We start from the raw sequence: 19263 nt of genomic DNA on the forward strand, positions 1-19263 counted from the left end.
CACTGACAATGCCCTCAAACCCCGGGGACGGTGCCCCGCGTTTCCCTCGCGCCACGGGGACCGTGGCGCCGTGTCCTCGCCCGGGCTGCCGGGCGACCCCTTCCGGCCGAGCCGCCGGCCGCCTAGGCCGGGGCCATCAGCAGCGGACGGGCCCGCTCCCGCAGCTCCACCACCCGCGGCTCGTCGCCGTAGGGCTCCAGCCGGTGCAGCAGGTCCTTCACGTACTCGGTGGTGCGCGCGGAGGAGATGCGCCCCGCGACCTCCACCGCCCGCACGCCCTGCTCGCACGCCGCGTCCAGATTGCCGGACTCCAGCTCGGCGACCGCCGACACCACCAGGCGCAGCCCGTGCGAACGCACGAACTCCTCCGTCGGCTTCGACAGCGCCTGCTCGGTGAACCGGCGCACCTGGCGTGGTGCCTTCAGGTCCCGATAGCACTCGGCGGCGTCGGCCGCGAAGCGGTCGTACCCGTAGAAGCCGAGCCAGGACGGGTCGTTGTCGCCGTCGCGGGCCCGCTCCAGCCAGCCCTCCGCCGCCTTCAGCGCCGCCCCGGCCGCCTGGGCGTCGCCCGCGCGCGCGTGGGCCCGTGCCTCGACGAGCCGGAAGAAGCTCATGGTGCGGGCCGTGGCGAGACCGCGGTTGCGCTCCAGGGCGGCCTGGGCGAGGTCGACGCCCTCGTCGCCGAAGCCCCGGTAGGTCGCCTGGAGGGACATGGAGGCCAGGACATAGCCCCCGAGGGGCACGTCGGCGGCCGCGCGGGCCAGCCGCAGCGCCTGGATGTAGTAGCGCTGCGCGGCCTCCTGCTGGCCCGTGTCGAAGGCCATCCAGCCGGCGAGACGGGTCAGCTCGGCGGACGCGCCGAACAGCGCTCTGCCGACCTCGTCCGAGTAGGAGCCGAGCAGCAGGGGCGCCGCCTCGACCCGCAGACACTCGGGCACCATCGACGAACGCCAGTCACCGCCCCCGTACTTGGAATCCCAGCGCCGGGCGTCCTCGGCCGCCTCGCGGAGCTTCAGCACATCGCTGTGGCCGACTTTCAGCGGCGCTCCGGAGCCCTCGCCCGGACTCACCTCGCGTGCCACCGAACTGTCGGCCGGGGTTATCAGCCAGCGTGAGGCGGGCGTCGCGTAGGCGCTCACGGCGAAGGAGCCGGCCAGTGACTGCCAGATGCCGCCGCCGGTCCGGCGCCCGGCGAGATCGAGGCGGTACAGGTCCGTCGCCGACCGCACCGCCTGCCCGACGTCACGGGGGAAGGCGAGGCCCACTTCCGGCGCGGGATCCGCGTCCGCCAGGCCGATCTCGTGGAGCGGCACGGGGCGGCCGAGCTTCTGGCCGATGGCGGCCGCGATGAGGTGCGGCGCGGCGCCCTGCGGCACCATGCCCTTCGACACCCAGCGCGCCACCGACGTCTTGTCGTAGCGAAGAGTCAACCCGCGTTGAGCGCCAAGGTCGTTGACGCGACGCGCGAGTCCTGCGTTGCTGATTCCCGCGAGGGCGAGAACGGCGCCGAGTTTTTCGTTCGGCCCGCGTTGCTCCCTGGACATGCGCCACCCCTCGACACAGACGGCTGCCGCGATGGCATAACCACGCGGCATTCGTAAACCCAGCGTAGTTCGCCCGATCCTCAGCGTTAAGGGGCGTACGTCCGGTTGGCGGGATTGTGGTCCGTACGACTGTACGGACTGTCGCGGCGTGCTCCTGGTGTGTGGCTGTGCGCCCGTCCGTGCGCTCTTCTCCGGCCACCGTCGGGAGCGCTTCCATGGAACGTGCGTGGGTCGGCCCGCTGTACTGGATCCAGTGGGCTGGGGGACACCGCCGCCTACATCCCCGCGGGCGGCGGACCGGTCCGGGGGGCGAACTCCGCCTCCCGGACTGTGCGTTGCCGAAGCGGTGCGCAAGGCCTGTACGGAGCGTGTCCGTGCCTGCGTGCCGCTCGCCGATTTGGCCGAAAACCGATGCCCTGCTCTGAGGGCAATCAGGGCTCCCACCATGCGAGTTGAGGGCGCGAAGGGCGTCCTGAGGGAGCGTATCGGGGGCGCATTCGCGTCGAACCGTCGGGGGGCGGGTGGTGCGCGAGGTGCGCCTCGCGAGGCGCCGGTTCGCGGGGGTCGGCGGGGCGCTCGCGCTGTTCGGTCGGGACCGGGGTGCGGGCCGGGGCGGGTTCGGGGCGGGTTCGGGTTCGGGGCCGCTGGGGTTCGGGGGTGGGTGCCGGTTCGGGGGCTGTTCGGCAGGGGGCCGGTGCGCGGGTGCGGGTCGGGTCAACTGCCGGGCGGGAGACGTCCTGTGGACCGGGGGTCAGTTCGGTGACCCGATCGGTGGTGGTTCGGTGGTCGTTCGGTGGCGGGCCCGGGCGAGTTTCTCTCCGGCGCGGGGCGGCGGCTGCCGTTTCCCTCAACAGGCGCTGTATGAAGGGTATTTGCCGGTAGCGCGTCCCCCGTGTGGTGGCGTGGAGGTTCTGCGGGGGCGCACTCCGGGGAGCGCAAGCCGCCGCAGGGGCACTCCCGCACGCCTCCTTCGTGGCAGAGTGGTGCCGAGTCGTGCGGTGCACTGGTTGTCCACAGCCTGTGGAGGCGGCGATGCGATGGTTGGTGGGGTGGAGCAGCACCGTCGCCAGAGCGTCCGCGATCGGCTCGGCGGGCGCCACCGGCAACGACGGTGAGACCGTGCACCCCGTCGGCTCCCAGCTCCTGTGGGGCGACCCGGATCCGCTCTGGGCCGTCGGCGACTGGCGCCCCGACGAGGTGCGCGTGGTCAAGGCCGACGCCGAGAACCGCATCGCCGTCCTCGGCACCTGCGGAGCCTCCGACGAGGAACTGCGCGTCGGACTGTTCGCCGCGCGCGGCGGAGCGCTCCGCCACCTCACCAACTGGTCCGGCAGCTACACCGCGGTCGTCCAGGTCGGCCGCCGCGTCACCGTCTGCGGCGACCTCGCCGGCGCCCGCCCCGTGTTCTACACCCCCTGGGCCGGCGGCACGGCCTACGCCACCGCGGCCCTCCCGCTCGCCGACCTCATCGAGGCCAACCTCGACTTCGGGCACCTCGCCGCGATGCTCGCCGCCCCCGACGTACCGGCCGCGGTGCACGACTCCACCCCGTACGAGGGCGTGCGCCGCATCCCGCCCGGGCACACGCTCATCCTGCGGGCCGGAGCGCGCGAGATCGCCGGGTACGAACCCGTCGCCTCCCTCGCCGTCGCCGCGCCCCCCACCGATCCCGCGGTCGCCGTCGACGCCGTACGGGACGCCCTTGTCGAAGCCGTCCGCGCCCGGCTCTCCGCACCCCGCCATGTGCCCGGCACCGACGTGGACCCCGGGCCCGTGCCCGGCATGGGACCCGCCGAGCGGCGCGCCGCCCGCGGGACGCCGGTGCCCGGCATCGGGGCCGACCTCTCCGGCGGGCCCGCCTCGGGAACCCTCGCGCTCCTCGCCGCGGGCCTTCCCGGAGCGCCCGGCACCGTCCTCGGGCACGGCACCGGCGCCGGGGAACGGCTCCTGGCGGTCACCTTCAACGACCTCGCCGTGCGCGGACGCGAGGCCGAGCTGGAGCGGGCCGGGACGCTGGCCGCGAACCCCCGGCTGCATCACGTGGTCGTCGCCGGGGGCGAAGAGACCCTGCCCTACGCCGATCTGGAGGGACCGCTCACCGACGAGCCGGGGCCCTCCCTGGTGACCGCGGCGCGCCACCGCGCGCGGCTCGCCTCCGGCAGCGCCGACCACTTCACGGGCTACGGCGCACGGCAGGTGCTGGACGCCCACCCGGCCCGGCTCGCCGACCTGCTCATGGACCGCAAACGGCGTCATCTGGTGCGGCCCGTCGCCGCGTTGACGAAGGCCGACGGCTCGGTGATGGTCCCCGCGCGCGTGTACGGCGCCGCCCGCAAACTCGCCCGTACGCCGTACCGGACCGGAGTCGACGTCCTCGCCGAGCAGTTGCTGCACCGGCGGTTCGAGGACACCGGTGGCGCGGTCGGCGCCTCGCTCGCGGCGCTGAGCTGGGCGAGACCCGGGCCGGCGGCGCGCTGGCTGACCGGGGAGGCACTGGCTGAAGTATCGGTTCGCCTCCAAGGGGGCGGAGGCCGGCCGAACGTCGGACCCGGACAGCGGCCGGGGGATTTCCGCGCCCGCGCCGCGCTCGCCCGGCACGCCGCAGACGTCCGCGTCCTGGAGCAGGCCGCCGAGATCCGCTTCCAGCGGCTGCACACGCCGTTCCTGGACAACCAGGTCGTGCGGGCCTGCCGCGAACTGCCGGAGGCGCTGCGGGTGCAGCCCGGGGCGCGGGCGGCGATTCTCCGTACGGTGCTGGAGGGGGCCGGGGTGGCCGATCTGCCGCCCGGGTGGGGGGCTCCGTCCCACGCGTCCTCCACCGCGGCGGCCCGGACCGGTGTGCGGGTGGCCGCCGATTCCCTGGTCTCCCTGTTCGACACGCCGTTGCTCGCGCAGGCGGGGCTCGTCGAGGCGCGCGTCGTCCGCAAGGCGCTGCGCTCGGCCGCGGAGGGGGCGCCGCTCCCGCTCGACGGGCTGGCCGATCTCGTCTCGCTCGAACTGTGGCTGCGGCGGTTGCTGGCCCGCCGCGGAACCTGCTGGACGGGCACACCGGCCCGCCAGCGCGCGGTGCCGGCGGGGATAGTTCCGCAGGGGCGGGCGCTGGGGGCGGGGGCGCGGCGCGCCTGAACCGTCCGCGGCCGGCTCCGGGTTCGGCCGGTGGGTGGGTTGGGGCCGTGCCGGTGCATCAGGCCGCCGCTGTCGGGCAGAGAAGTGAGCGTTAGTGGCGACGGCCATCGATGTACCGGCACGTCCCCTCCGGCCGGATCCCGACTGCGGGTGCATCGCGGTGACCGCCACCCAGCACAAATCCGCTCCCGGCCCAGGGACCAATCCACTCCCGGCCCAGGGACCAATCCACTCCCGGGACAAGGACCAATCCACTCCCGGCTCGGGCAATTCCAGCCCGGCCCAGGCAAGTGCAGCCCCGGCCCGGGCAAGTGCAGCCCCGGCTGGCGAGAGTCTCAGCCCTAGCCGGTGAAATTTTCAGCCCCGGCGGGGAAAGTTTCAGCCCCTCCGGCGTTTGAGGAGCGGGGTCTGGGGCGGAGCCCCAGGGGCCACCTCTTGGGTACGGGGCAAAAGTCCAGCCCCTCCGGCGTTTGAGGAGCGGGGTCTGGGGCGGAGCCCCAGGTACGGGACGGGTAGGTGCGGAGGGGGCGAGAGACGGTTTTGGTGGGGGTCCGGCGCCGGGCGGGCTGAGGAATGAGGGGGAGCCGACGCGGCGGAGCGGGGCAACGCCGTGACCCCGGGCGGGCGGGCGGTGAGAATGGGGGCGTGCGGTACAGGATTCTGGGGGTTGCCCAGGCGGAGGACGACCAGGGAACCCTCGTCACGGTGGGCGGCCCCCGCCTCCGCACCCTGCTCACAGCCCTGGCCCACCACCCCGCCCGAACCCTCTCCCCGGACACCCTCATCGACGAGGTATGGGCGGACACCCCACCCCAGGACGCCCCCGCCGCTCTGCAGGCCCTGATCGGCCGCCTCCGCCGAGCCATCGGCAAGGACACGGTCACCTCCGAGCCCGGCGGCTACCGCCTCCACGCCACCCGCGACGACGTCGACCTGTTCGTCTTCGAGCGACTCGTCACGGAGGGCAGGACCGCACTCGAAGAGGGCGACGCCCACGCCGCGGCCACCCGCCTGCGCGAAGCCCTCGCCCTGTGGCGCGGCCCCGCCCTCGCGGACCTCCCCGACCGCACCGCCGCGACCCGCCCGGAGGCCCTGCGCCTGGAGGCGACCCGCAGCCGCGTCGAGGCGGACCTGCTGCTCGGCCGCGCCGCCGACGTCGTACCGGAACTGAGGGAACTGACGACGGCCCACCCGTACGACGAGGCACTGCACGCTCTGCTCATCCGCGCCCTGCGCGAGACCGGCCGGAGCGCCGACGCGCTGGCCGCGTACGAGGACGTGCGCCGGGCCCTGACGGACGGTCTCGGCACGGACCCCGGGCCGGAGCTCCGGGATCTGCACGCCGCACTGCTGGACCCGCGGGACACGGGCGCCCCGCGGGACACGGGCCGGCGGCGGGAGTCCGCATCAGGCACGGACGGGGCCGGACGGACAGCCGGCCCCCGCCCCGCAGACCCCTCCCGCGCCCAGCGGACCGGCAACATCCGTCCCCGGCTGAACTCGTTCGTGGGGCGGGAGCGCGAGGTCGGGGCCATCCGATCGGATGCGCAAAGGGCCCGGCTGGTCACGCTGACCGGGCCGGGCGGTTCGGGCAAGACCCGCCTCGCCGAGGAGGCCGCCGCGGGACTCGACCAGGCCTGGCTCGTCGAGCTGGCGCCGCTCGACCGGCCCGAGGCGGTACCGGGCGCGGTGGTCAGCGCCCTCGGTCTGCGCGAAACCGCGCTGATCACCAACGAGATGGCGCTCACGCAGGACGACCCGGTCGCCCTGCTCGTCGAGTACTGCGCCCCGCGCAGCCAGCTCCTGATCCTCGACAACTGCGAGCATGTGATCGACGCGGCGGCCGAACTCGCCGAGACCCTGCTGACCCGCTGCCCGGGCCTCACCGTCCTCGCCACCAGCCGCGAACCCCTGGGCATCCCCGGCGAGTTGGTGCGTCCGGTCGAACCGCTCCCGCCCGATTCCGCACGCCGCCTCTTCAGGGAGCGGGCCTTCGTGGTGCGCCCCGACGCCGCCACCGCGCTCCACGACTCCGCCGCCGTGGACGAGATCTGCCGGCGGCTCGACGGCCTGCCCCTCGCCATCGAACTGGCCGCGGCCCGGTTGCGGCTGCTCACCCCGCGCCAGATCGCCGACCGGCTCGACGACCGCTTCCGGCTGCTCACCTCCGGCAGCCGCACGGTGCTGCCCCGCCAGCAGACCCTGCGCGCCGTCGTCGACTGGTCCTGGGACCTGCTCGACGAACGGGAGCGGACCGTGCTGCGCGAGGCGTCCGTGTTCGCGGGCGGCTGGGACCTGGCCGCCGCCGAGGCCGTGTGCACCGGCCCCGCGGCCGACCTCATCGGCGCGCTCGTCGACAAGTCCCTCCTCGTCGCCACCCCGGACGGCACCGGCGGCGACAGCCGTCCGTACCCACACTGCGACGGCCTCCGGGACTCGTGGAACGACGGCGGCGGCACGGGCGGCGGGATGCGCTATCGCATGCTGGAGACCATCCACGAGTACGCCTCCGAACGCGCCGCCGAGGTACCCGGGCTGCGCGCCGCCGCCGAGCGGCGCCACCGCGCGTGGGCGCGCGCCCTGGCCGAGGAGGCCGAGCCCCAGTTGCGCTCGGCCGGCCAACTCCCCTGGATCCGGCGCCTGGAGAACGAGCACGACAACATCCGGGCGGCCCTCCAGCGCGCGCTCGCCGCCCACGACGAGGAGGAGGCGGGTGCCCTCGTCCTCGACATGGGCTGGTTCTGGTGGCTGCGCAACTTCCGCTACGAAGCCATCGAATGGACGGAACTCGTCCTGAGGCTGGGCGCGTGGCTGGCCGGCCCGGCCGGTGACCGTGCGACGGAGGCCGTGAGTGGCGCGACCACCGCCGGGGACGGTCTCCTCTCCGAGATCCGGGGCGTCGATCCGGTGGACGCCTTCCTCGACCACCCCGAACGGGAGGAGCGGCACCCGCTGCGCGCCATGCGGATGCGGGTGCGCATGCTCCACCTGTTCATGAAGGTGGACGTCGTCCCCCTGGACGAGTGGAGCGAAAAGCGGCTCAGGGAGTACGTGGAACGGGTGCGGGGCGCCTTCGAGCGGGGCGGCCCGGACGCGGCGCGTCTGCCGGGGATCATCTGGCCGATGGCCACGCACTTCCTGGGCGAGACGGACGACGTGGGGCCCTCCATGGACGCGGCGGTCGCCAACTGCCGTGAGTTCGGCGGTGAATGGGAGATCGGCGTCGCCCTGATGTTCCGTACGCACATGGCCGTCGACGCCCCCGGCGGCATGCCGGGAATCGACGAGGACCTGGCGGAACTGCGCGGGCTCAGCCGACGGGTCGGGGACCGCTGGATGCGCGCCCAGGTGTGCAGCGCGGCCGGTGAGGCGGACATGGCGCGCGGCCGGTACGACGAGGCGAAGAACGAGTACGAGGAGGCCCTGCGGCTCGCCTACGAGGTGGGGGCCTATGCGGAGGTGCCGTTCCTCATGGCGCGGCTGGCCGAGATCGCCTACCGCGCCGGCGAGCGTTCCGTGGCCCTGGAGAAGCTGGACGAGGCGAGCGCCGCCGCCGACCTGTACGGGGTGACCGATTCCCGGGCGTTCGTCCATCTGCTGCGGGCCCAGGTGGTCCTGGACGACGGGGAGGTCGCCCTGGCGCGCGAACTGTGCGAGAAGTCGCGCGCGGAGAGTCTGCGCGGCACCCCGCCGCCTCAGTTCACGGTCGGGCTGAACGGCGTCGACGCCCTGGTCACGGCCGCCGAGTCCGGCCCCGTCGCGGGCCTGGCGAAGCTGCGTGCCACGCTGCGCCAGGCGATCGACACGCGGTGCGCGGACGTGGTGGCGTCGGCCGTCGTCGAGGGCGCCGCGCGTCTCCTCGGCGAGCTGGGTGCCCACCCGGTGGCGGTGCGGCTGGTGGCCGCGGGCACCGGCTGGCGCGGCGGGGACCTGCGTCCCGTCCGGGAGAGCGCCGACGTACGGCATACCGAGGGTGTGGCCCTCGCGGCGCTCGGTCCGGAGCGCTACGAGTCCGAGCGTGCCCGGGGCGCCGGCTACACCCAGGAAGAGGCCTTCGAAGACCTGGCCCGGGCGCTCGAGGCGTACCCCGCGGGGTAGGTGTTCCGCGGGACGCGTCCCGCGGAACACGTGCTCAGCGGCACAGGAACTTCGACTCCGCCCAGTCGCCCAGCGCCGTCGCGTCGAACGGGCTGTGGGGTTCGACGACGAACCGGACCGTTCGGTGGCCGGTGAGGTTCACATGGACGGGGACCGCCGGGTCGCCGCCCTCCATCAGCGGTGACCGCCACAGCAGAGACCCGTCCGCGTAGACGGAGAAGCGCACCCTGCCCAGGCCCAGCATCAGGTCGTCGACACCGGCCAGCGCGTCGTACGCGCTGCAGTCGCGGTTGAGATCCACGGTGACCGAGGACCGGCCGTGCACGGTCACCCCGTACGCGTACCGGGTGTCCGCGATGTTCATCCTGTGGCGTTGCCACACCCAGCTGCTCTCCCCGATCCGCATCTCCGGTTCGGTGTGATCCCCGAGGACGTCGTAGTCCAGGTCGCTCCACCGGTAGACGACGGGGACGGGCTCGGGTGCGGGAGGCGTCGGTGTGGGCTCCGGGCCGGGCTTCGGCGGGGACGGCTTCGGCGGCTCGGTCGGGGTGGGGTCCGGGGCCGGTGTGGGGCGCGGACTTCGGGCCGCGCTCGGAGTCGGCTCCGGGGCGGGCTTCGGCTCCGCCGCGGGAGGCGGGGCGGGCGCGGGCCCGTGCGCCACCACCGGAGGCTTCGGGGCGGGGGTCTTCTCGGGCGGTGTCGGCGAGGGTGCCGGCGCCTCGACGGCGGGCGAGGCTGCCGGCCGTGCCTCGGGCCGCCGGGCCGGGCTGTCGTTGCCGACCAGCGACAGCGCCACCGCCGCCGCGGCCACCGCGACGACACCCGCCGCGATACCGGCCTTGACGGGCGCGCCGAGCCCCTCGGAGAGCGCGGCGCCGCCCCCGGCGCCCGCTCCCCCCGAGCCGCCGCCCGCCACGGCGCTCGCGCCCGCGGCTCCGGCCGCGCCCGCTCCGGCGCCACCCGCGATGAGCGCGACGGCCTTCGCGTACCCGGCGGTGCCGAACCAGCCGATGACCGCGACCGGCACGACGGCGGGGATACCGCCCGCGACTTCCTTGATCTGGCCCGCGGCCAGGCGGCACCTGGCGCACTCCTCCAGGTGTTTGCGCAGGCCCCGTTCGGCGCGGGTGCGCAGGCCGCCGCGCGCGTACGCGCCGAGCCGGTCGGCGTGGCGCGCGCACTCCTCGTCCAGGGTGGGCGTGGTGCTCACGTGCGCCTGGAGGTAGGCCTGCCTGAGGCCCTCGCGGGCGCGGCTGGCGAGCACCCGGGTGCCGTTCGCGTCGAGGCCGAAGAGGGTGGCGACCTCGCTCGGGGACTCGTCCTCGACCTCGGTGTGCCACAGCACGGCCTGCCAGCGCTCCGGCAGCGAGCGGAAGGCCCGCATGGCCATGGACTGCTCGGCCTCGTGCATCGCGCGGACGTCCGCGCCGAGTTCGAGGGTGTCGTCGTCGAAGACGTCGGATGCGCGGGCGGCCTGCGCGGCGAACACGGCGAAGTCGTCGACCAGTTGCTCCCGTCTGGCCGTCTTCGTCCAGTTCGCGGCGACCCGGCGGACGGTGGTGAGCAGGTAGGCGCGCACGGCGTGCTCGGGGCCGCTGCCGCCGCGTACGGCCTGGAGCATGCGGGCGAACACCTCGGCGGTGAGGTCGTCGGCGGTGTGCGCGTCGCGGCAGCAGGTGCGGGCGTAGCGGCGGACGGCTTCGGCGTGCCGGCGGTACAGCTCCTCGTACGCCGTGTCGTCGCCCGCGCGCATCCGCTCGATCAGACCGGCGTCGGGGGGCGGGGGCACCGGGGACCCGGGCTCCCGCGGGGGCGGCAGAATCCCGCTCTCGCGCACGTCCCACCGGTCGCGCTGCGAGGGAACGGTGGCGTCGCCCGCTCCGGCCTCCGGGACGTCGTCGGTCGGCTCGTCGTCGCCGCCCTGGAGGCAGTCCTCATCGCTGCCCGGGAGGTCGTCCTCCGGGTCGCGGGCCCCGCCCTGTGCGCTTGTGCCGTGCGGGCCGCCCTGGCTCGGCACCTGCCGTGACGGTTGGCCGCCCGTTTCCGTGCCGCCGTCGGCGCCACCGTCACCGGGTGACTCGTCCCGCCCGTCAACACTCATCGCGGAAAGCCCCCGCCTGCACACTCGGACCCGAATACCGGGCCAGAGTGCCACAGGCTCCGTGGCCGGAACGTGCTCGTACGGACCAACCACTCGTCCGAGGGGTTTTGTCGCTCCGGAGTACTAACCATCACCCGTTCGGGGAATGGTCAACAGCCGCTGTACGCACGGAAGAAGCCGTTCCGCGGGGGAGGGCAACCGGAAGGCCGTTGGTGGGCCGTCGGTGAGCCAGCGGCGGGCCGCCCGAGGGCCAACGGTGGGTCGCCGGAGTGCCCTCGGGAAAGCGCGATGCTCCTGGGACGAGTGACGTCACTCGTCCCAGGAGCATCCCTGTGATCACGAACGGCCGGGCGCTCGGAGGCATCCCGTCCGCGGCCGCCGGCGCACACCGACGCCGGCCCCCGCGCACTCGGGCGTCCTCGTGCCCCGCGGTACCACCGTGCTTCCGTACGCCCGCGCGCTCACAACTCGTCCGCACCGCCGGTACGTTCGCCCGGTGCCTTCGGTCCGGCTCACGCGGGGCGCGAGCGCAGACCCTCCAGCAGGATGTCGAGAAGCCGGGCCGAGGCCGCCGCCTGCTGGGCGGCGTCCGGCAGCGCGGGTGCCGCCGTCGCGATGACCAGCAGGACGTCCGCCACGGTCACGTCGGCGCGCAACTCGCCCGCCGCACGCGCCCGGTCGACGAGCTGTCCGACCACCTCCAGCAGCGCCGCCGCTCCGGCGTCGTCCACCGCGGCGATCACCTGCTCGTCCTCGGGAGCCGTCCGCTGCTCGACGAGCCGCAACTCCGGCACGGGCTGGGACCGCTGCTGCGGCACCCGTGCCCCGTCCTGCTCGGCACCGTCCTCGGCCACGCCGACCCGCAGCACCTGCGGCGGCAGCAGCCGCCCGGCACCCGAGGCCACCGAGGTCCGCAGGAAGCGCGAGAGCGCCGACCACGGCTCGTCCTCCTGGCCGAGCGCGGCACGGGCCTGGTCGGTCAGCCGGGAGGTCTCCTCCTCGGCTATCCGGCGCACCAGGACGTCCTTGCTCGGGAAGCGGCGGTACACCGTGCCGACACCGACCCTCGCGCGCCGGGCGACGTCCTCCATCGGCGCGCCGTACCCCAGCTCGCCGAAGACCTCGCGCGCCGCCCGCAGTACATGTTCAAGATTGCGCTGTGCGTCCACACGCAGCGGCGTCGTACGCGATCCCTCGCTCGGACCGCGGCCGTTGCCGCTCGCAGCCGCGCCGATCGCACCACCCGGTGCGATGGCTGACGCGGAAGACCAATGAGAGTCCTGAATGTGCATAAGCGTTCCCCCGGTAATGACGTCTCCCCCCGGAGACACTCCCCGCCATCGACAGACCGGAGCGCGTGGAACAAGCTGGAGCGCGAGCCGTCGTACAAACTCGCCGAGCGCATCCCCCTACACCCCGTCGACACACGAACATAGTTGAGAGGGGGTCAATTCAGAAGGGGCAGGTTCCGCACGGAGCGCCCCCCGATCGGAGTACGAACCCTGTACGTCCCGATTACGACCTTTCCGAGTACCCCCCTCACCCGCCATGACCTGCGGGTTTTCCCTAGAGTCCGGCAAATCGGCCAACTCTGCACGTTGTCGGCGACCGGTCACACAAGTTGCCGGGGCTGTGGACAAACTCCGGAGCACGGTGCGTCATGGGACGGTGAAGGAACGTGCGCGCATTCTCATCGTCGGCGGCGGCTACGTCGGGATGTACACCGCCCTGCGCCTCCAGCGGCAGCTCAAGCCCGAACTGAAGCGGGGCGAGGTCGAGATCACGGTCGTGTCGCCCGACCCGTACATGACCTATCAGCCGTTCCTTCCCGAAGCCGCCGCGGGCTCGATCTCGCCGCGCCACGTGGTCGTACCGCTGCGCCGGGTCCTCGACCGCTGCCGGATCGTCATCGGCGAGGTCCGGTCGATCGACCACGCCAAACGCACCGCCACGCTCACCACCCTCGCCACCGAGGAGGAGGGCGCCGGCGCAGAGCAGATCACCTACGACGAACTCGTGCTCGCCCCCGGCTCGGTCTCGCGCACCCTGCCGATCCCCGGACTCGCCGACTACGCCATCGGTTTCAAGACGGTCGAAGAGGCCATCGGCCTGCGCAACCACGTCATCGAGCAGATGGACATCGCCTCCTCCACCCGCGACCCCGCGATCCGCGACGCGGCCCTGACCTTCGTCTTCGTGGGCGGCGGCTACGCCGGCGTCGAGGCCCTGGGCGAGCTGGAGGACATGGCCCGCTACACCGCGCGGTACTACGCCAACCTCAAGCCCGAGGACATGAAGTGGATCCTCGTCGAGGCCTCGGACCGCATCCTTCCCGAGGTCGGCGAGGAGATGGGCCGGTACACCGTCAGCCAGCTGCGCCGGCGCAACATCGAGGTACGCCTGGAGACCCGCCTCGACAGCTGCGCGGACCGGGTCGCCGTCCTCAGTGACGGCGCGCGCTTCCCGACCCGCACCGTCGTGTGGACGGCCGGCGTGAAACCGCACCCCGTCCTCGCCGCGACCGACCTCCCCCTGAACGAACGAGGCCGGCTCAAGTGCACCCCCCAGCTCGCGGTCGACGGCGTCACCCACGCCTGGGCCGCCGGAGACGCCGCCGCCGTCCCCGACGTGACCGCGGAGCCCGGCAAGGAGACCGCGCCCAACGCCCAGCACGCCGTGCGCCAGGCCAAGGTCCTCGGCGACAACCTCGCGCACACCCTGCGCGGCGAACCCCTGGAGACGTACTCCCACAAATACGTCGGTTCGGTCGCCTCCCTGGGACTGCACAAGGGAGTCGCGCACGTCTACGGGCGCAAGCTGAGGGGCTATCCTGCCTGGTTCATGCACCGCGTCTACCACCTCAGCAGGGTGCCGACCTTCAACCGCAAGGCCCGCGTGCTCGCCGAATGGACCCTGGCGGGTCTCTTCAAGCGGGAGATCGTGTCCCTCGGTTCACTCGAACACCCCCGTGCGGAGTTCGAACTGGCGGCCGGGGGAAAGCCTCCGAACGACCCGAAGGGGTCGTCCTGACCGGACCCAGGAACTCCACCGGCAGGGACGGCGTCTGACGGATGCAGGCCCGGTCGGTCAGACTGCCAGACAGGTCCACGACTTTGGGCGGGTGAACCGCTCGCCCTTCTAACACGAGGCTTTCCCCACTGTGAACTTCACGCGCTGGAGCGCCCGGCTCCCCGGAACGCAGCGCCGCGCCGCAGCGCGGACCGAGCACACGGCCGCTCACCCGGCCGCCCCGGACCGCCGAGGGGAAGGCTCCGTACCGGCGGCCCGCGCCGAGCGGCTCACCGGCGACGCCCCTCCCGGGCTCGCCGTCGACGAACTCCCGGCGCGCGCCGTCCTCGACCGCGTCCCCGCCCTCGTCGCCCTCGTCCACGGACCCGAGCACCGCGTCTCGTACGTCAACGACGCCTACACCGCGGCCTTCGGCGACCGCCCCGCAGGCGCACCCGCGCGCGAGGCCCTGCCCGAACTGGACGAACTCGGCCTGCTGCCCCTCCTCGACCAGGTCCTGCGCAGCGCCAAGCCCCGCACGGTCAAGTCCCGCAAGGTGTCGAGCGGCCGTTCCTACACGTTCACCTGCACCCCCGTCGACGCCTCGGCCGACGCCTCCGCCGAGAACGACGGCCGCGGCGTCCTCGTCTTCGCCACCGACGTCACGGACCACGCGGAGGCGGCCGAGCGGCTGCGCGCCAGCGAACGCCGCCAGCGCGAGACCGCCGTCACCCTCCAGCGCTCCCTGCTCCCGCAGGAGCTGGAGGAACCCGACGACCTGCGCATCGCCGCCACCTACCTGCCCGGCGGCACGGAAGCCGCGGTCGGCGGGGACTGGTACGACGTCATCACCCTCGGCGGCGGCCGCACCGCGCTCGTCATCGGCGACGTCATGGGCCGCGGGGTCCGCGCCGCCGCCGTCATGGGCCAGCTGCGGACGGCCGTGCGCGCGTACGCCCGGCTCGACCTGCCGCCGCACGAAGTGCTCCAGCTCCTCGACGGGCTGGCCACCGAGATCGACGCCAACCAGATCGCCACGTGCGTGTACGCGATCCACGACCCGAACGAGGGGCGGCTGGTGTACGCCTCGGCCGGCCATCTGCCGATCCTCGTCCGCGACGAGAACGGCACCATCCACCGCGCCGACGAACCGACCGGACCGCCGCTCGGCACCGGCGGCTGGCTGCACGCCTCCGGCTCGGTGCCGCTGGGCCCCGGCTCCACCGCCGTCCTGTACACCGACGGCCTGGTCGAACGCCGCGACGAGGACCTCGACGAGGGCATCGCCTCCCTGGAGCGCGCCCTCGCCGGAGCCACCGGCAGCCCCCAGGTGGTCTGCGACCGCCTGGTCCGCGCGGCCGGCGTCACCGCCGACCACGACGACGACGTCGCCGTCCTCGTCCTCCAGCACCCTTCCCGCACGGGCCCGGACGGCGAACTCTTCCGCAACGCCGCCCTGGAACTGCTCGGCGGCATGGAAGCGGCCCCACGCGCGCGTGCCTTCGCCTCCGGAGTGCTGGCGAGCTGGCGCTTCCCCGGCGACCTGCACGACCTCGGCGTCCTGGCCGCGAGCGAACTCGTCGCCAACTCCCTCCAGCACGGCACCCCGCCGATGCGGCTGCGCCTGCGCCGCACCGACCGCCGGCTGATCATCGAGGTCACCGACGGGGACGACCACCTGCCGCGCCGCCGCCGCGCGGAGCCCGGCGACGAAGCCGGCCGCGGCATCGCGATCGTGGCCACGATCGCCTCCTCGTGGGGCTCCCGGCGCACACCGGGCGGCGGCAAGGCGGTGTGGTGCGAGTTCGCACTCCCGCGCGCGGGGAACTGAACCCCCGCACGCCGGGAGCCGAGCGCGTACGCCGGGAACTGAGTCCCCGCTCCGGGAACCGAACACGCACGCCCGCCGGGAACTGGGTCCTCCCTCCGGGAACTGGACATGCGCGTCGGGCACCGACTCCTCCCCCCCGGGGGGATCGGTCCCGCGCCGGACGTCGAGTTCTCGCCCCGGAGGGACGGCGCACGCGCGCCGGGGAACCGCGGGCCCGGCCGGTCACCTGCCGCGCGTCCTCTGGCCGAGCGGCCCGACCGGTGCTAAGAGCTCCCCATGGCAGACGAATCGGGCTTTCAGCTCAAAGGAAGTGGCCCCGAGCGCTACGAGCGGTACGCGGCACCGTTCATGGCGCCCTTCGTGGAAGCGATCCTGGACGCGGTCGACCTGTACCCAGGAGCCAAGGTGCTCGACCTGGCCTGCGGCACCGGCTTCGCGGCCCGCGCCGCGGCCGCCCGGGTCGGCCCCGCCGGCCGGGTCTCGGGGGCCGACGTCAACCCGGGCATGATCGGCATGGCCGTGGAACGCGCGCCCCGCATGTACCCGGACATCCGGTTCACCGTCGCCCCCGCCGAAAGACTCCCCTACGAGGACGCGGCCTTCGACGCGGTGGTGTGCCAGCAGGGCGTCCAGTTCTTCCCCGACCTGGACGCGGCCTTCGCGGAGGCGGCCCGCGTGACACGCCCCGACGGCCGCTTCGCCGCCACCGCCTGGGCCGCCAGAGACCTCATCCCGTACTTCGTCGCCCAGTACGCGGCGGTCGAGGAGTACGGAGGCAAGGAACTCGCGGCCGACTACGAGGGCGCGTTCTCCGGCACCCCCGAGCGGCTCTCCGCCGCCCTGCGAGGCGCCGGGTTCCACGACGTCGCCGTCCGCCAGGTCACCTTCGGCATCACCTTCCCGCCCCTCGACGCGTACGCCCCCGGCCAGCTCTCGTCCACGTCCTGGGGACAGGCGATCGTCGACACCGCGGGCGAGGACGCCCTCCTGCGCGCCGGACGCTCCGTCCACACCCGCCTCGCCGACCACACCGCACCCGACGGCACCGCCACCCTCCCCTTCACCGCCAACCTGCTGACCGGCATCCGCTGAGACCCGCTCCGGGCACACGAAACGGCCGCCATCACGTCACTCCGTGATGGCGGCCGCGTGGTCCGTATCCGTCCCGCGGACCCGGCGGTCAGGCGCCGGCGGGCACCGGCTCGGCCGGAGCCCCGCCCTGCGCGACCACCCGGCTCCGCGCGAGCGACGGCTGATTCTGTACGGGGGTCAGCTGCCGCCCGAGCCGCACGGCCAGGACGGTGATGCCGAGCGAGAAGAGCAGGAACGTCACGACGTACGGGCCGTGCAGCGAGGCCCCCATCGGGCCGCCCACCGCCGGGCCGATCGCCAGCGCGAGCTGCTTCACCAGGGCGAAGGCCGAGTTGTACTGACCCGCCATGCCGGACGGAGCCAGATCGGCGACCAGCGGAGCGACCGTCGGCGACAGCATCGCCTCGCCGAGCCCGAAGAGCGCGTACGTCGAGACGAAGGCCGCCGTGGCCATGGTCTGGCTGCCGTGCCCGAGGCCCGCGTACCCGGCGGCCAGCCAGGCGACGGCCCAGATGAGCCCGACCGCGGCGATCACCCGGGACCGCTTGCGGCGCTCGACGAACTTCAGCACCGCGAACTGCGCGACCACGATCATCGCCGTGTTCGCCGCCATCGCCGTACCGAGCGCGGACGTGGAGATCCCGGCCGCCTCGACGCCGTACGCGGAAAGCCCCGACTCGAACTGTCCGTAGCAGGCGAAGAACAGCACGAAGCCCAGCACGGAGAGCTGCACCATGGCCCGGTTGCCGAGGAGCTGCTTCCAGCTTCCGCCCTTGGACTGCGGCGTGTCCCCGCCGATCCGCGGAGCGTGCGGCATCCGGACCGTCGCCATGATCACGACCAGCACCAGGAACATGGCCGCCTCGATCGCGAACAGCAGCGTGAACGAGCTCGCCCGGTCCGGGTCGACGATGTGGCCGCCGATGAGACCACCGACGCCGAGGCCCAGGTTCTGCAGGAAGAACTGCGTCGCGAACGCCCGCGACCGGGTGTCCGCCGAGGTGCAGTCCACGATCATCGTCGCGAGCGACGGCTGCATCACGGCCTGCCCGGCACCGAGCGCCGCCGCCGACAGCACCACGGTCGTCGCGCTGCTCGCCAGTCCGAGGCTCAGCGCACCGAGCGCGGCGGTCACCAGGGCGGCGAGCAGAACCGGCAGGGGACCGCGCCGCACGATCGCCCGTCCGGCGAACGGAAGCACGACGAGAGCGGCCACGGCGAAGACGGCGAGCACGATGCCCGCCGTCATGGAGCCGAGTCCCCTTACCTGCGCCACATAGACGTAGAGGAAGGGGACGGTAAAGCCGAGCCCGAACGCGCTGAGCGCGTTGCCCACGTGGATCCGGCGCATCGCTGCGCCCATCGCCCTGGTCACTTTCACCTGCCTTGGTCGTGAAGCCGTACGGCGCATCCATCGGGCACCGTGTCCGTAACCGGTTCCCTACGCATGGATGCAAGCCTGAAGACTTCGAAGCTAAAGTTCGAAGTTGAACTCTACACCTTGAAGGACTTCGACACCAAGCGACCTCATGCGATACTCGGGCCATGGGCGACACCCCCGGCGTCAGTGAGCCGACACTCGAAGAACAGATCGCCGCCTACCAGCGCGAATTCCGGGACCTCGACCCCCAGGTCGAGAAGATCGTCTCGGCACTGTCCCGCCTCAACCGGCGGATGAACGTCGCCTACGGCCGCCAGACCGCCGCCCTCGGCATCAGCAACGCCGAGTGGGAGGTCCTGAAGGCGCTCGTCCTCGCCGGCGCCCCGTACCGCCTCGGCCCGAGCGAGCTCGCCAAGCGCCTCGGCCTCACTCCCGCCGCCATGACCCACCGCATCGACCGCATGGTCGCGGAAGGGCTGGTGACCCGGGAGCGCGACGAGTCGAACCGCGTGCGCGTCATCGTGGAGCTGACCGACGAGGGCCGGGAGAAGTGGCTGGAGGCCATGCGCCTCGCCACGGTCTTCGAGGAGGACCTGCTCCAGGACCTCTCCACCGAGGACCGAGGAGTCCTGGGCGAGGTACTGACCCGCCTGCTGCGGCGGGTGGAGGACGCCCAGCCGGACGCCGGCGGCCGGCTCAGCGACCTGGATTAAAGATCTTGACAGGTGGGTGTTGACACTGCCCTGCCCGGTGAGTAGAGTTCTTCGAGTTGTCACGGGGCCGGTCTGGTTCCGGGACGGCGCCTCCGCCGCAGTAGCGGCACTCAAATCTTCAGCACGATCTCCCAGCCGGGGTGAATTCGGTGTGCCCGAATTCAATTCGCTTGGGGTCCGGCGGCCCGATTAGGAACTGCCGGGAAGATCCGCTAAAGTTTGAGACGTCGGAACGGCCTAACGGCCGGGAAGACAAACCCCGCTGACTGGGAATCAGGCCCGAAAGGATCTGATAGAGTCGGAAACGCAAGACCGAAGGGAAGCGCCCGGAGGAAAGCCCGAGAGGGTGAGTACAAAGGAAGCGTCCG

Annotated in this window: 10 protein-coding genes; 6 read left to right on the forward strand and 4 right to left on the reverse strand. The window is 73.3% G+C overall.

Annotated features, from left to right (window positions below; genetic code table 11):
- Window positions 1-122: 122 nt before the first annotated feature.
- On the reverse strand, window positions 123-1544 hold the full coding sequence (locus ACFYYF_RS38615; RefSeq protein WP_388783387.1) for an MFS transporter: 1422 nt from the start codon (window positions 1542-1544) through the stop codon (window positions 123-125).
- A gap of 1032 nt (window positions 1545-2576) precedes the next feature.
- On the opposite strand from ACFYYF_RS38615, the gene ACFYYF_RS38620 reads away from it, so the two are divergent.
- Together ACFYYF_RS38620 and ACFYYF_RS38625 are read left to right on the forward strand one after the other, a co-directional pair.
- A complete protein-coding gene (locus tag ACFYYF_RS38620; RefSeq protein ID WP_388783390.1) occupies window positions 2577-4670 on the forward strand; it encodes an asparagine synthase-related protein in 2094 nt (697 codons plus the stop codon).
- A gap of 645 nt (window positions 4671-5315) precedes the next feature.
- The gene (locus ACFYYF_RS38625; protein ID WP_388783392.1) at window positions 5316-8768 is read left to right on the forward strand and encodes a BTAD domain-containing putative transcriptional regulator; all 3453 of its coding nucleotides are present in this window, start codon (window positions 5316-5318) and stop codon (window positions 8766-8768) included.
- Between the two features lie 34 nt (window positions 8769-8802).
- Here the strand turns inward: ACFYYF_RS38625 and ACFYYF_RS38630 are convergent, their stop codons facing one another.
- Together ACFYYF_RS38630 and ACFYYF_RS38635 are read right to left on the reverse strand one after the other, a co-directional pair.
- Window positions 8803-10869 carry a sigma-70 family RNA polymerase sigma factor gene (locus ACFYYF_RS38630; RefSeq protein ID WP_388783394.1) on the reverse strand — a complete coding sequence of 689 codons (2067 nt, stop codon included), beginning with the start codon at window positions 10867-10869 and terminating at the stop codon, window positions 8803-8805.
- A gap of 512 nt (window positions 10870-11381) precedes the next feature.
- Complete coding sequence (locus ACFYYF_RS38635) at window positions 11382-12161, reverse strand: TetR/AcrR family transcriptional regulator (RefSeq protein ID WP_388783396.1); 780 nt, start codon at window positions 12159-12161, stop codon at window positions 11382-11384.
- Window positions 12162-12537: 376 nt separating this feature from the next.
- Between ACFYYF_RS38635 and ACFYYF_RS38640 the strand changes: the two genes are divergently transcribed.
- From ACFYYF_RS38640 to ACFYYF_RS38650, 3 genes are all read left to right on the forward strand, one after another.
- Window positions 12538-13899, forward strand: a complete 1362-nt coding sequence (locus tag ACFYYF_RS38640) for an NAD(P)/FAD-dependent oxidoreductase (RefSeq protein ID WP_388783399.1) — start codon at window positions 12538-12540, stop codon at window positions 13897-13899.
- A gap of 130 nt (window positions 13900-14029) precedes the next feature.
- Window positions 14030-15709, forward strand: coding sequence for a SpoIIE family protein phosphatase (locus ACFYYF_RS38645; protein ID WP_388783401.1), 1680 nt, complete (start codon window positions 14030-14032; stop codon window positions 15707-15709).
- A gap of 276 nt (window positions 15710-15985) precedes the next feature.
- A complete protein-coding gene (locus tag ACFYYF_RS38650) occupies window positions 15986-16801 on the forward strand; it encodes a class I SAM-dependent methyltransferase (RefSeq protein ID WP_388783404.1) in 816 nt (271 codons plus the stop codon).
- Between the two features lie 88 nt (window positions 16802-16889).
- Here ACFYYF_RS38650 and ACFYYF_RS38655 read toward each other — a convergent pair whose 3' ends face one another.
- The gene (locus ACFYYF_RS38655; RefSeq protein WP_388783406.1) at window positions 16890-18164 is read right to left on the reverse strand and encodes an MFS transporter; all 1275 of its coding nucleotides are present in this window, start codon (window positions 18162-18164) and stop codon (window positions 16890-16892) included.
- A 182-nt stretch (window positions 18165-18346) separates the two neighbouring features.
- Here ACFYYF_RS38655 and ACFYYF_RS38660 point away from each other — a divergent pair, with 182 nt between their 5' ends.
- Window positions 18347-18895 carry a MarR family transcriptional regulator gene (locus ACFYYF_RS38660; RefSeq protein ID WP_361682666.1) on the forward strand — a complete coding sequence of 183 codons (549 nt, stop codon included), beginning with the start codon at window positions 18347-18349 and terminating at the stop codon, window positions 18893-18895.
- Window positions 18896-19263: the final 368 nt, after the last annotated feature.

This window comes from Streptomyces sp. NPDC001914 (assembly GCF_042891215.1).
In the GTDB taxonomy this organism is placed as follows: Bacteria; Actinomycetota; Actinomycetes; order Streptomycetales; family Streptomycetaceae; genus Streptomyces.

Bases quoted from the DNA above. Each gene is read 5' to 3' on its own strand.
- ACFYYF_RS38660 (WP_361682666.1), top strand. From the start codon at position 18,347: ATGGGCGACACCCCCGGCGTCAGTGAGCCGACACTCGAAGAACAGATC.
- ACFYYF_RS38655 (WP_388783406.1), bottom strand. From the start codon at position 18,164: ATGGGCGCAGCGATGCGCCGGATCCACGTGGGCAACGCGCTCAGCGCG.
- ACFYYF_RS38620 (WP_388783390.1), top strand. From the start codon at position 2,577: ATGCGATGGTTGGTGGGGTGGAGCAGCACCGTCGCCAGAGCGTCCGCG.
- ACFYYF_RS38635 (WP_388783396.1), bottom strand. From the start codon at position 12,161: ATGCACATTCAGGACTCTCATTGGTCTTCCGCGTCAGCCATCGCACCG.
- ACFYYF_RS38615 (WP_388783387.1), bottom strand. From the start codon at position 1,544: ATGTCCAGGGAGCAACGCGGGCCGAACGAAAAACTCGGCGCCGTTCTC.
- ACFYYF_RS38650 (WP_388783404.1), top strand. From the start codon at position 15,986: ATGGCAGACGAATCGGGCTTTCAGCTCAAAGGAAGTGGCCCCGAGCGC.
- ACFYYF_RS38630 (WP_388783394.1), bottom strand. From the start codon at position 10,869: ATGAGTGTTGACGGGCGGGACGAGTCACCCGGTGACGGTGGCGCCGAC.